Genomic DNA, 13,467 nt, shown 5'->3' on the forward strand with positions numbered 1-13,467 from the left:
TCAAAAGAGCATTGATTCTGCTCTTCCCATTCACTTATTTTATTTTTAATTTGTGTCGTAAACGCGCTATTCCTGGTCCTAGTAGTCTTTCTGCCAAACGGATTTTCAAAGCTAAATAACCGTACACCAATGCCCCTATACCTGCTACTGCAAGAATCAATAATAGAGACTGGAATTTGCTATCTTCATTTAAGAAAGTCCCAAAAATCATCTTTGTGATCCACGAAGCAAAAAGCATAATCAAGGTAAGAATAAAGATCAGTAATGTCCTACGCCAGACAAAACTTGGTTTAAAGCGAGCTACTTCATGGATCCTCTTTAAGATCAAGGTACAAGACACAGCAAACCCGAGCATTGTCGCTAATAAAGGGCCATACACTTCAAATAAACGAATGGCTGGATATTGAAGAAGTAGTTTCACCAGAAACCCAACAACCAAATAATTGATTGCCGCCCTGTTTTCAAACATTCCTTGCAGCATGTTGGAAACTAGCATATATAACCCTAAGAAGAGTCCTACAAAACTTGCTTGGATCAGTACATTGCTTCCTAGAGAATCTGGTGTATAAAATAATGTGTTGAGCGGATAGGCAAGTAACATGACACCAAATGTCGCTGGAAACATAAAAAATGAAAACAGTTGTAAATTTCCGCTCGTCAATTTTGCCAGTCCTACTCGATCTTTCAACGTAACAGCTTCTGTAATCAACGGTAACCCGGTAGACGCGATCGATGTTGCCAATGCGATAACTACCATTGTCAATTTATCTGGATTGGCACTAAAAATCGAAAAAAGATCTAGCAACTGTGCATTGGAATATTCAGTGGATGCAGACATGACCCTCATAAAAGTGAATTGATCGACTAATTTGAAGATTGTTACCCCTGAACCAACGATAATAAACGGTATTGCTTCTTTAATGGTATCTAACAACAATTCCTTCGTTGCAATATTTACTTTGTTTTCGCTGTAGTGGATAAATGCAGATGTATACGCTTGATGTTTCTTCAAAAAATACAAAAGGACAAGGATACTTGCTAGCATACCGATAAATGCCGCGAAAGTTGATTGCGTGACCGCCGTCACATAATCGCCATTCATGACTTTCATGATGATGAATGTAGCCAACAGCATATAAAAAATACGTGCAACTTGTTCAACGATCTGCGACAGCGCATAAGGCATCATCTCTTGGTTCCCTTGAAAATACCCTCGTATCACACTCATACAAGGAAAAACCAATACAGCGATACTCAAAGAGCGCATCGTTGGAATCAGTTCTTCTCCGCCACCAGAAGCATGAGCTAGCCAAGGAGAGGCGATGTACATGAACAAAGCGAACAACAGACCTAACCCGCCCATCATCTGTAATGCCCGGATGAACAATCGTCGTGAAGTGCCATATTCATTCAACGAATTATATCGCGCGGTTTGTTTTGCGATCGCCGCGGGTATTCCTGCTGTAGAGATCAGTAGAAACAATGCATATATATTGTACCCCATATTGAATAATCCATTGGCAGCCTTAGCATTTTCGCCCATCCAAGCATACCAAGGAATGATATAGACAGCTCCTAGCAACCTTGAAATGATATTACTGGCGGTCATCCAAGCAGAGCCTCGTGCCATTTTTTCTTGCGGTGATAATTGATCTAATGCTGGTTTTCTTTGATTATCCATCGGTCAGATTCCAACTTTCTACAAAACATTACTATCATTTTAATTGGTAAAACAGAAACTGGCAATCGATTTTATATAACTTTTATAAGAACGATTGTTTTTTTGAATTCGGTTTCGTTTTTTTGGTAAAGTAAAGAAATATACAGCCTTTTATGGCTAACATTTATAGGAGATATCAATGACACAAGAAATAAAAAAACTACCCGTTATATTTTTAGGTCTTTTCTTTATCACAGTTGGATTGAATTGGTTCTTGCTCCCTCATGATATAGCTTCCGCCGGAGTGGGCGCAATCGGACATTTAGTTGAAACGGCCTTTTCTATCCAACGCTCAGTTACTGTTTGGAGCATCAATCTTATGATGCTGCTTCTAGCCGCTGTTCTATTAGGAAAATCAATATTTTTTAAAACTGTAGCGGGAAGTCTGCTTTTTCCTGTTGTTTTAGAAATCGTTCCAAAAGTGGAAATGCTCTCCTCTCATTTCTTCTCACTGATTTCAGGAAGTCTTTTGTTCAGTCTTGGCGTTTACACATTGTACACCGTCGGAGCCTCAAATGGCGGGATAACGATACCGCCAATTATTTTTCACAAATTTTTTCGGCTTCCAATGCCGCAAGGACTGTTACTTACGAATAGCCTTATCATCTTTTTGAATTATTATGTATTTGGATGGTTGGAGACACTGTTCGTTCTCCTATCTATTACAGTCAGTTCATTGTTTATGAAAATACTCATCCGCTTGTCCCCTGTGTCAAGAAAATTTGAATAAAGCTGGATTTTGTCACAGCGGAATCAAACGATATATATCAAACGATATATTGAAAAGAGTGTGCTATAATAAATCAAGAAATTGAATGAAGCGAGGGATCAATCAATGAGCTTCTCTTTAGAAGACATCCGTCATTTACTATTAAAAGAACATCTATTAAAAGAATTTGTTTCAACAAAAGGCTGGCATCTTGATGTACCAGAAAAAGCTGAATTTCTTCAGTTAAGTTATGATTCAAGAAAAGCTGATGCTTCTACTCTGTTTTTCTGTAAAGGAATGAATTTCAAAGAAGAATATTTGGATTCAGCGATCGAACAAGGTATCCAATATTATGTATCAGAGCAGCCATATGAAAATTCAGCAGTAGGCATCATTGTGACGGATATTCGTAAAGCAATGGCACTTCTTGCTATGGCCTTTTACGACTATCCACAAAATAAATTGAAAGTGATTGGATTCACTGGAACAAAAGGTAAAACAACTGCTGCGTACTTTACTAAAGCAATCTTGGATCACACAACGAATAAAAAAACTGCATTGCTTTCTACGATGAATACAACGCTAGATGGCAAAACGTATTTCAAATCCCATTTAACAACGCCTGAGTCATTAGATTTATATCGTATGATGGCAGAAGCAGTTAAAAATGGTATGACTCATCTAGTGATGGAAGTTTCTTCCCAAGCTTACAAAACACAACGTGTGTACGGGTTGACTTTAGATGTAGGAATCTTCTTGAATATCTCGCCTGACCATATCAGTCCGATCGAACATCCGACATTTGATGACTATTTCTATTGCAAGCGTCAATTGATCTTAAACTCAAAAACAGTTGTTTTGAATCACGAAAGTGACTATTTTGATTTGCTTAAAGAAACCGCCGATCTATTCCAGATCCCAACGATCACTTATGGTCGTTCGGAAGAAAGCAATTATCAAGTGATTCATTCAGACAAAGGTACCCACGGGTTTACTTTATCTTCTCGTCAAGATCACTTAGCTATCTGCGATACTGCTTATGATATTTTGCTGGCCGGAGGATTCAATCAAGAAAATGCAGCCAGTGCGATCATTGCCGCAGCACTAACAGGTGCCTCCAGTCAAGATGCACAAGCCGGATTAAAAGAAGCTCGTGTACCAGGCCGAATGGATCAATTGATCCAATCAAATGGGGCGCATGTCTATGTGGACTACGCACATAATTATCTAAGTTTGAAAACATTGCTGGAATTTGCCAAAAATGAACATCCAGACGGTCGTGTAATTGTTGTATTAGGCAGCCCAGGGAACAAAGCAATCTCCCGTCGACATGATTTTGGAAAAGTGCTATCAGAAACAGCTGACGTTGCCTTTTTGACGGCAGATGACCCAGCATTTGAAGATCCGCAAAAAATCGCGGAAGAAATCAATGAAGCAATTACTAATCCAGAATTGATCGTTCATTATGAAATGGACCGTCCTGAAGCGATTCGGCGTGCTTTAGCAGAAAGTACTCCGCAGGATTCAGTCGTCATTGCGGGAAAAGGGGTTGATCCCTATCAAAAAATCAATGGTGTAGATGAACCTTACGAAGGGGATTATGCAATCGTGAAGCGGTTGATTGAAGAATAATGTTATTTATATTCTAGTAGACGGGACGCCATGAAAAGAAAACTTTTCATAGCGTCCCGTCTATGGAATTATCAAGAAAAGTTGCCGGAACTACAATAATTTTTATTGTTTCTTTATCATGCCTCTTAAAGATAGCGCTTTTATTTGTTTTGATTACTGGCTCTTCTATCGTTGCTTTTAGTTTATTATTCCTGTCTTTTCAATAATATAAAAGTGGTTATTATGAAAAAATTTTTCAACTTAGCTAACGGTATCTTTTTTCTGTCATTTTTCTAACTTTGAATTTGCAAAGTGGCAAAATGGGGGCCGTTATTTTCAGAAATCTCCATTTGCCAGTTGATGCATCGATTGTTGGATGGTTACTGCTACTTTTTTCTTACTTGATGAGTCGGAAGCATCAGACTAAGTTTTTCGCGCGCTTAGGCGGAAGGGTTGCTCTATTTTTTCTAGTCGTTTATCTGATATTCACATGCCTAGGTTTGCTTCAGTCGCTCGGTATTCTGCCTTGATACTTCGTTCGAATCATATTGACTATAATAAATAGAGGCTGGGACAGAAGCGTTTAACTCCAAGAAATAAGAAGGAATTCACGAAAATTGCTTTTCAAATTTTTGTGAATTTCAGCTTATTTCCGAAGGAGTTGCTTCTGCTTCCGCAGTTTATACGTGTTTAGAGCGTGAGACAAAAGTGTTCTTTACTTTTGTCCCACGCTCTATTTTCTTAGAAATCAGTTAGCTGACTTTTCACTAGCTGATTCTGCTGCCTTTTCTCTTTCTTCATTCAATAATTTACTATCATAAAATTTAATAAATGGGAACCAGATAATGAATGCGATGATTGCACAAAAGACAGCTAGCACAGCTGCTTTCCAATCACCCCCACTGCCGACAAATGCGCCAATTCCAACTGGTGAAGGCCACGGCATCTGTGCAAGCATCGGTTTAACGATTTCCAGCCGAATGGCAAAATAAGCGAGTGTAGCAGAAGCCATCGGTGCTAAGAAAAACGGAACCGCTAAATAGGGATTGTAGACGATTGGCATCCCGAAAATAATTGGTTCGTTGATATTGAATAGTCCTGGTACAAGAGAGGCTTTTCCTAACACTTTCAGCTGATCCGATTTCGCGAGGAATGCAATAAAGATGATCAATCCTAAGGTCGCGCCTGATCCACCAACGGTTACATAAGAATTGTTGAATTCTCCTGCCAACGGATAATTTGCGCCTTGTGCGTTAGCTGCCATATTAGCTAATACGATTGGGGTCAAGAAAGAAGTGATGATATTCGCTCCATGGATACCTACGATCCACAATGCATGGATCAAGAAATAAATCACCATGACACCAAGCCACGTATTCGTCAGCTGCGTAACAAACCCAAATGGGATAGCAATCATTTTGAAGATATCCGTTCCTAGTGCAACTAATAATCCATTGATGATCATCACCACAAACGCAATGACAAATGTTGGGATCAGAGCGGTGAAAGAACGAGAAACTCCCGGCGGAACAACATCTGGCATTTTTATGACCCAATTTCTCTTGACACACATACAATACAATTCGACCGCAATAATCGACATAATAACAGCTGTAAAGATTCCTGAAGTTCCTAAACGTTCGACAAAAGAGCCCATCCGTATCCCATTTACTACAGTTTCTGTCTCATTGATAGAAGCAATCAAGCTGATTTTACCATCGGTCATGATCAACTCAGGGATACACATAAAGAATGCAAAAACAGATAGTAATGCCCCCGTGAGCGGATTAACATTCAACTTTTGTTCATCTCGTTCAATTGACGTTAATTCATAAGCAAACACAATGGCAAAGTAAATAGATAAAATACCCATCGTCATTGTATTGACGATCATGTACAAGTCACTAACTTTGAAAAAAGTTGCATTAAAAAATCCTTCTAAAAATGGGAACGGTAATGGCAAAATATTCAAAACCAAAAACATCGAACCTACGATCGTGAAAGGAATAGAAGCCATCCCCGCTGCCATGACAGCCCGAACGATTTTAAGTTGCGCAATTTTCCCCATAGGTCCCATCAGGTATTTCTGCAAAAAATCAAACATTAATTATTCTCCTTTCCTAAATACAACGCTTTTTCATATTGTTTTATACGGATATACTGCTGATCTTGATTGAGCGAAATTTTCTTTAAACGATACTGGATAAATACACTGACAAAAATACCGCTTACAATAAGAATGAAAACAAATAGCTGTCCTCTATTGTTATTTGCCATAAAAGGATACAAGAGTGTAAATCCTGAGGTGAACAACACTGGAATCAATAATATATTGCAGACACCCTGAAACAAAAAATACCGCTTTGTCCATGGAACATTCGTTTGGTGCTTTCGATAAAGCTTTACTTGTTCTCCTACTGCAGGCAAAATAGCTAAAAGTAGAACCATTGGTAAACTGCTTCCTAAACTTTTAGCTGATAGAAGCAGAATCATCCATTGCATGTTCATGAAAAAGAAAAAGGCAGTCAGATAGCGTACGAACAGATAACGATTGAAATACATGTTTTTCAAACTAAGTTGCTTTTTTTCTAATTCGATTTTCCTTTTTACTGTATCCTGCACAATAAATCTTCCTTTCTATTTATTTTTTTGATACAAATAATTCATTTCCTGTGCAACTTCCAATAATGTCATCGTCGTCATCAGATGATCTTGTGCATGGACCATGATAATTTCCATTTCTATTTTTGTCCCACTAGCATATTCTTTCAGAAGTTGAGTTTGTGATTGATGCGCATGAAGAATCTCTTCATTTGCTTGTCGCAACTTCTCTTCTACTTCTTCAAACAGCTCCTTACGCATCGAGCGAAATGCTTCATGTATCAGTGTTCGTGCATTTCCGCTATGAAAAATGATATCAAAAGACGTCACTTGTAGCGTTTCACTGTTTATTTTTTCAGCCATCTGTTTTCCTCCTTATTCGATCAATTTGATAAATTTACTGCTGAAATTCTCAAAAATAGGTTCAGCTAAGATTTCCTGTTGCACGTTTAGCTGGTCAACTAACCTAACGATTGCTTTGGTCACGACCGTAATTCCTTCATTTTCGATATAAGAAGGCGAAACTAGAAAAACAAAATGGATTCCTTGATACTGATTCCATTGCATCCCTGAAGGAATCAATGCAACGGCTATCTTTGTTTCGATTCCAACTGGAACAGCGGGATGTGGGACTGCCACTGTATCACTGAATATGATTTGTCCCATACTTTCACGTTGCTGGATCTGCTTTCGCATTTCTCTTATATATCCTTCTTCTTCATTTATGCTCAGCTTTTGCAACAAATCATGAAGAACTTCTTCTTTTTTCGGTTCGTACGTATAAGTCTTGAAAAACTTTTCAGACAGCTGTTCGGTGTAAATCTGCTTTTTTTGCTGTAGAGAAAATGCTGGTATCGGTCGATCTGAGGAATGATAAGGTATAGATTCACCAATTACCTTTCGTATTTTATGAACATCATCTTCATTCAAAAAAATACTGACATGTAAAACTGGAATTTTAAAAAACATTGTCGAAAGATCAATAGAAGAAATAATCAAGTCGATTCCTTTTAAAGTTGTTTCATTGATCTCATAATAGCCTTTTACATTTACCACTGTAATATTTTTTCCAAATTCACTGACTACACGATTCTTTAATAATTGGGCACTGCCGTAACCCGTTGCACAGATGATCAACGCATGCAATTTATGCGTAGCTCTTTCTTTTTCCAATGCCGCCATGAGATGCAAAGCCAAATAGGCCCATTCATCTTCATTGATGGTATAGTTTTTCAAAGCCGGCATGTTGCTGAAATGCGTTTTTACTGCTTCAAAAACTTTGGGATTTTCTTCCTTTATCTCTTCAGTCAGAGGGTTCTCAATGCGAATGCCTCGGCTCAATCGAATCATCATTGGTGACAAATGATCGAGTAGACCATTGAAAAGCTGGTGATCCTCTATTAATGAAAAACGAAATTCCTGAGACAATCGTTTCAAAACTTTCGCTACTTCCTTTGATAGTTCCTGATCATTTTTATTTTCTCTATGATTTGACTTAGCCATAAGGTGTAAAGTCAAATAAGCAATTTCTTCTTGGGGAAACGATACATCTGCGATTACCTCAATACGTTGAACAATGCGTTGCGCGACTTGATACTCTACTCGATCAGAAACTTCTTGTTCGATACCTAGTTCCTTGATTTCAAACCCTTCTCGTAGACGTTTGATTCCCAAAGCCAAGTGTAAGGACAAATTCTGTATGATAAAATCAGAAACTTTTAACTTAGCTTCTCTTGTTTCATCGAGAATGATGATCACTAGCTCTTCAAAACTGATGTCTGTGAAAAAGCGACTTTGTCCTAAATATTCTTTCAATGAATTCCCATAATGGTTCCCGAAAAAAGTATCCATGATAAAATGCCGTCGATTTCTTTCTTCCCCTTCGATCCATATCCCTTGACCATGCTTAGAAACAATTTTTAGTGAATAAGAAATCAACCGCTCTTTGATTTCTTGCATGTCCTTTGTCAAACTAGAACGACTGATATAAAGCTCTTCTGCCAAATCATCCATAAAAAGAATGGCATCTTCCAAAAGCAGTTGGTTCAATATATACTTTTGTCGGTCTTCCGACTCATAAAATCCTTGAGGCTCTCTAGCATATCCCGGTACTATTTCTTGCCGACTCAAAAACAGATCAAATGTCAGTCTTTGTAAAATATGCAGTTGGTAACCATAACCTGGTTTAGCAATGATCTTACCTCCGTTTTCTTCTACTAACTCTTTGATCCGCTGCAAGTAATTACGGATTGTCCGATCAGATAATAACAATTCAGAAGCTAAACGTTGACTGGTGACATACTCCTTCCTGTGATCAATCAAATATCTCAACAGTAATTTTTCCTTCTGTTTCATTATCATCCACTCCTATTCCATCATATGTTCTCTTCGATCACCTCTGCTAACTTCTGGATGCCTGTAGGGATTGGGACATACGCTTGGAAAGGGATACTAACAACAGGCTTTCCAACAGATTCTCCTAATTTTTTGAATTTATCCAAAAACATCGTCGTTTGCGGGCTGATCAGAAATAAATCAAAATCACTATTCTTAATCATATTATCGCCTTCTGTAGCTGAAACTGCATCTACGAGTATCTCTTCTCCTTTTTGCTTAAAGAAATCCGTTGTCTTTGAGGCCATCATCGATGATGACATTCCTGCTGCACAAATAATCAATGCTTTTTTCATAAATCAATCACTCCTTTTATTTTTATAAACCAAGCATAACTTGTAAGCGTTTTCTATTCAAAATATATATTTCCGTAGCATTACGGAAAAAATGTGTATCATCTCTTGAATAATGAACGTAGAGCATTTCACTGATTTACCGTAAAAAAGATACACATGGAATGATAGCAATTTATCATCCATGTGTATCTTCACTTTTTCCTTATTTTTTTATTCGATCTCATCTAATGATTCAAACCGTGTTTTTCTCTTATTTTGCGGATAAGTATCTCAGTCACCCCAATATACATGATTCCTAAACATACCCCAAGGATATTCTCAAAAATACGGATCGTTACTGCTCCTGGAACACCAAATAAGCTTGCAGCGATTGTCAAAGCACCAAAGCAATTAAAAATTGTTTTATATCTATAGGTAGAACAAATACCTAAAGCTAGTCCACCCAATATACCGACCCACGCAAACGGAATAAATTGGCTGATACCAATAAATAAAGCACATCCGATCAATGAGCCGATAATTCTGTCTACTGCTCGTTCTTTGAAACCAATCGACATCAATCCATAGCTAGATACAATAGAAGAAAATGCAAACCCTGCCCACATCAATCGTTGAAAAGGGACATATTCTCCTGCGACAATCAAAAGACTGATACCAAACGCATAGCTGAGCATCCAAATTTTTTGTTGCGAATAAATATCTTTCAAAAAATTCTTTCTGAATAAGCTTTTGCCTCTATTCTTTTCTCGATGTTTTCTATAAAGGATAACTGAAAACCAACAAAAAAATAAAAACAATAAGCTACCTGTTTGTGTAAAGAAATCCTTGTTCAACAAATCTTTAGGTAACGAATAAACAATAAAAAGATAAGAAAAACCGTACAAAGAAGCATTTCCCATTTTAGGGTCACTAGCAGTTGCCAGTAATATGCTACTTAGTAAAATAAAATGAATCAACACGCCCATACCTGACCATTTGATCAGTTGGACATAAGGCGCTGTTAATAGTGAGAGCATAACGATGGCTAAACTAATGATCGAATGAAAAATCTTATAACCAAAATCAACAAAACGAATACTCATCAACATACAGAATAAAACCACAGCGTATGGTTTATGCGTCGATTCAAACAATGTTGTAATGAAAATAATAAAACAAATGGCAAATAATACGATAAATAATGATCGTAAAAACAATGAACAAATATACATGCGCTTTTCTTTTCTAGAAGTTGCTTCTCGTATTTTTTGTTTTAAAATAAACGGATCTAGTTGCAGAGACTGATAAAAACCCACCTGTTGTCGTCCTTTCTTTTACTTTTATTTCTATATTTTTCACAGTCAACTATGACAGGTTGTAAATACTATGGAACATCATATGGCGTTGTTATTTTCTTGTCAACTATTTTCCCTATTCATGTTTTTTTACAAAAAAACAGCTGACAGAGATTCTGCCAACTGCTTTTATCAGGTTATTTAATTAGCAACGATATTGACTAACTTGTTTGGTACCGCAATAACTTTTCTGACTGTTTTGCCTTCGATATATTCTTGCACTGTTTCATTGGCTAATGCTACTTTTTCTAGCTCATCTTTCCCTAAGTCTCGGGGAACATTGCTTTTCGCACGAACTTTACCGTTTACTTGGAAAACAACTTCTACTTCGTCTTCCACAAGTGCTGCTTCGTCATATGTTGGCCATGGTGCGTAAGAAATACCATCTTCATTTCCAAGGATTGACCATAGTTCTTCACCTATGTGAGGAGCAATCGGTGCGAGTAGTTGAACAAATCCTTCGATATATTCATAAGGCAGAGCGTCCACTTTATAGGCTTCATTGATAAAGACCATCAATTGGGAGATTGCTGTATTGAAATGAAGATTTTCATAGTCTTCTGTCACTTTTTTCACTGTTTGATGGTACACTTTATCAAGTTTGCCGTCATTCAATGTAGTGATACGATCACGCATTTTATTGTTTTCATCAACGATCAAGCGCCATACACGATCCAAGAATTTGCGGCTTCCTTCTAAGCCATTTTCGCTCCAAGCAATCGAAGCGTCTAATGGTCCCATGAACATTTCGTACATGCGCAGTGTATCTGCACCGTAAGTTTCAACCACATCATCAGGATTGACTACATTACCGCGAGATTTTGACATTTTTTCGTTGTTTTCGCCTAAGATCATTCCTTGATTGTATAGTTTTTGGAATGGTTCTTTTGTAGGAACAACACCGATATCGTATAAGAATTTATGCCAGAATCGTGCATATAGTAAATGAAGTACCGCATGTTCTGCTCCACCAATGTAGATGTCAACTGGCAGCCAACGCTTCAACTTTTCATAATCTGCTAGTTCTTTTTTGTTATGAGGGTCGATATAACGCAGGTAATACCATGAGCTTCCTGCCCATTGTGGCATTGTATTCGTTTCGCGACGGCCTTTTTTACCTGTTACAGGATCAACGACATTGACCCACTCCTCAATATTTGCTAATGGAGATTCACCAGTACCGCTTGGCTTGATATTTTTTGTCTTAGGCAAACGTAATGGTAGCTCTTCTTCTGGGACAGCTGTGACTGTTCCGTCTTCCCAGTGGATGATTGGGATTGGTTCACCCCAGTAACGTTGACGGGAGAATAGCCAGTCGCGTAAGCGATAGCTGACTTCTTTCTTCCCTACGCCATTTTCTTCTAGCCATTCATTCATTTTGTCGATTGCTTCTTGTTTGTTCATACCGTTTAAAAATTCAGAGTTGATGTGCGTACCATCTTCTGTGTAAGCAGCTTTTTGAACATCTCCACCTTCGATAACTGGAAGAATCTCTAGTCCGAAAGTTTGAGCGAATTCAAAGTCACGTTCATCATGTGCTGGAACAGCCATGATTGCTCCTGTGCCGTAAGAAGCTAATACATAATCAGCGATCCAGATTGGGATTTCTTTGCCATTGACTGGATTGATTGCGTAAGCACCAGTAAATACTCCTGTTTTTTCTTTTGCAAGATCTGTTCTCTTCAGATCTGATTTTTTAGCTGTCTCTTCGATATAAGCTTCTACAGCAGCTTTTTGTTCAGGGGTCGTAATTTCTCTAACAAGATCTAGTTCAGGTGCGAGAACCGAGTAAGTTGCACCGAATAAAGTATCTGGTCGTGTCGTAAACACGGTATAGGATTTATCCGTACCAGCCACTTTAAATTCAATATTTGCTCCCACTGAACGCCCGATCCAATTTCTTTGCATTTCCTTGATGCTTTCTGGCCAGTCAACTAGTTCTAGATCATCCAATAAGCGATCGGCATAAGCAGTGATTTTCAGCATCCATTGGCGCATTGGTTTTCTGACTACGTCATAGCCACCACGTTCACTTTTTCCATCGATCACTTCTTCATTTGAAATAACTGTTCCTAATTCAGGTACCCAGTTTACCGCTACTTCTGCTTCATAAGCCAGGCCTTTTTCATAAAGCTTCGTAAAGATCCATTGTGTCCATTTGTAATACTCTGGATCAGTTGTATTCACTTCGCGATTCCAGTCATAACTAAATCCTAAAGAATTGATTTGGCGTCGGAATGTTTCGATATTTTTTTGGGTAAATTCAGCCGGATCGTTTCCTGTATCTAACGCATATTGCTCAGCAGGTAGACCGAATGCATCCCACCCCATTGGATGCAGTACGTTGTATCCTTGACTTCTTTTCACACGGGAAAGGATATCCGTTGCCGTATACCCTTCAGGATGCCCTACATGGAGCCCTTGTCCGGATGGATAGGGAAACATATCTAGTGCATAAAATTTTGGTTTTTCAGGATCATCATGGGTGTTGAAGGTATTCGTTTTTGCCCAGTATTTTTGCCATTTTTTCTCTATTTCTTTATGATTGTAACTCATTTTCTGTCCTCCTGTTCTATTAAAAACGCTTGTTTCTATTATAGCGAAAAAAACCGGCAGAATCTGTTTCTTTTTGTTTTCTTTTACTTTGTTTTCTCAAACTTCACAAAAGAAATAAAAAAATCCTATAAAAAGATTGCTCTTTTTATAGGACGTAATCTACGCGGTACCACCTATTTTTACCTTAATGAAAAGGCCTCGAACGTTGTAACGGCCGTCACCGCCACTTGCTTACTCGAATATTCA

Annotated in this window: 10 protein-coding genes and 1 other annotated feature (1 of these 11 only partly in view); of the genes, 2 read left to right on the forward strand and 8 right to left on the reverse strand. The window is 38.1% G+C overall.

Annotated features, from left to right (window positions below):
* Positions 1-34: 34 nt before the first annotated feature.
* A complete protein-coding gene (locus tag QK255_RS11460; RefSeq protein WP_002292269.1) occupies positions 35-1,681 on the reverse strand; it encodes a putative polysaccharide biosynthesis protein in 1,647 nt (548 codons plus the stop codon).
* Positions 1,682-1,859: 178 nt separating this feature from the next.
* On the opposite strand from QK255_RS11460, the gene QK255_RS11465 reads away from it, so the two are divergent.
* Together QK255_RS11465 and QK255_RS11470 are read left to right on the forward strand one after the other, a co-directional pair.
* On the forward strand, positions 1,860-2,450 hold the full coding sequence (locus QK255_RS11465; protein WP_002292268.1) for a YitT family protein: 591 nt from the start codon (positions 1,860-1,862) through the stop codon (positions 2,448-2,450).
* Positions 2,451-2,555: 105 nt separating this feature from the next.
* Positions 2,556-4,061, forward strand: a complete 1,506-nt coding sequence (locus tag QK255_RS11470; protein WP_002292267.1) for a UDP-N-acetylmuramoyl-L-alanyl-D-glutamate--L-lysine ligase — start codon at positions 2,556-2,558, stop codon at positions 4,059-4,061.
* Between the two features lie 727 nt (positions 4,062-4,788).
* On the opposite strand, the gene celB is transcribed toward QK255_RS11470, so the two are convergent.
* The 7 genes from celB to leuS all read right to left on the reverse strand — a co-directional run bounded on the left by celB (position 4,789) and on the right by leuS (position 13,221).
* Positions 4,789-6,144 (reverse strand): PTS cellobiose transporter subunit IIC, encoded by a 1,356-nt coding sequence (gene celB, locus QK255_RS11475; RefSeq protein ID WP_283341553.1) that lies wholly within the window; start codon positions 6,142-6,144, stop codon positions 4,789-4,791.
* Positions 6,144-6,662: a hypothetical protein gene (locus tag QK255_RS11480; protein ID WP_002292261.1), complete on the reverse strand. Its 519-nt coding sequence runs from the start codon at positions 6,660-6,662 to the stop codon at positions 6,144-6,146. Before QK255_RS11480 ends, celB begins: the two co-directional genes overlap by 1 nt.
* A 15-nt stretch (positions 6,663-6,677) precedes the next feature.
* Positions 6,678-7,004: a PTS cellobiose transporter subunit IIA gene (locus tag QK255_RS11485; RefSeq protein WP_002292259.1), complete on the reverse strand. Its 327-nt coding sequence runs from the start codon at positions 7,002-7,004 to the stop codon at positions 6,678-6,680.
* Between the two features lie 12 nt (positions 7,005-7,016).
* Complete coding sequence (locus QK255_RS11490) at positions 7,017-8,996, reverse strand: BglG family transcription antiterminator (RefSeq protein ID WP_002292258.1); 1,980 nt, start codon at positions 8,994-8,996, stop codon at positions 7,017-7,019.
* 20 nt (positions 8,997-9,016) lie between these two features.
* A complete protein-coding gene (locus tag QK255_RS11495; RefSeq protein WP_002292257.1) occupies positions 9,017-9,331 on the reverse strand; it encodes a PTS cellobiose transporter subunit IIB in 315 nt (104 codons plus the stop codon).
* A gap of 224 nt (positions 9,332-9,555) precedes the next feature.
* Positions 9,556-10,626 (reverse strand): FUSC family protein, encoded by a 1,071-nt coding sequence (locus QK255_RS11500; protein WP_002292256.1) that lies wholly within the window; start codon positions 10,624-10,626, stop codon positions 9,556-9,558.
* Positions 10,627-10,806: 180 nt separating this feature from the next.
* Entirely contained in the window at positions 10,807-13,221 is a 2,415-nt protein-coding gene (leuS, locus tag QK255_RS11505) for a leucine--tRNA ligase (RefSeq protein ID WP_002292255.1), read from the reverse strand.
* A 145-nt stretch (positions 13,222-13,366) separates the two neighbouring features.
* Positions 13,367-13,467, reverse strand: a binding site (T-box leader); it runs 106 nt beyond the window's last position.

Origin of the sequence: Enterococcus sp. ZQ21 (genome assembly GCF_030053755.1) — a bacterium.
Classification (GTDB): domain Bacteria; phylum Bacillota; class Bacilli; order Lactobacillales; family Enterococcaceae; genus Enterococcus_B; species Enterococcus_B lactis.

What these genes read in the sequence shown, in the direction of transcription:
- QK255_RS11460 (WP_002292269.1), bottom strand. Translation starts at nt 1,681, where the DNA reads ATGGATAATCAAAGAAAACCAGCATTAGATCAATTATCACCGCAAGAA.
- QK255_RS11465 (WP_002292268.1), top strand. Translation starts at nt 1,860, where the DNA reads ATGACACAAGAAATAAAAAAACTACCCGTTATATTTTTAGGTCTTTTC.
- QK255_RS11470 (WP_002292267.1), top strand. Translation starts at nt 2,556, where the DNA reads ATGAGCTTCTCTTTAGAAGACATCCGTCATTTACTATTAAAAGAACAT.
- celB (WP_283341553.1), bottom strand. Translation starts at nt 6,144, where the DNA reads ATGTTTGATTTTTTGCAGAAATACCTGATGGGACCTATGGGGAAAATT.
- QK255_RS11485 (WP_002292259.1), bottom strand. Translation starts at nt 7,004, where the DNA reads ATGGCTGAAAAAATAAACAGTGAAACGCTACAAGTGACGTCTTTTGAT.
- QK255_RS11490 (WP_002292258.1), bottom strand. Translation starts at nt 8,996, where the DNA reads ATGAAACAGAAGGAAAAATTACTGTTGAGATATTTGATTGATCACAGG.
- QK255_RS11495 (WP_002292257.1), bottom strand. Translation starts at nt 9,331, where the DNA reads ATGAAAAAAGCATTGATTATTTGTGCAGCAGGAATGTCATCATCGATG.
- leuS (WP_002292255.1), bottom strand. Translation starts at nt 13,221, where the DNA reads ATGAGTTACAATCATAAAGAAATAGAGAAAAAATGGCAAAAATACTGG.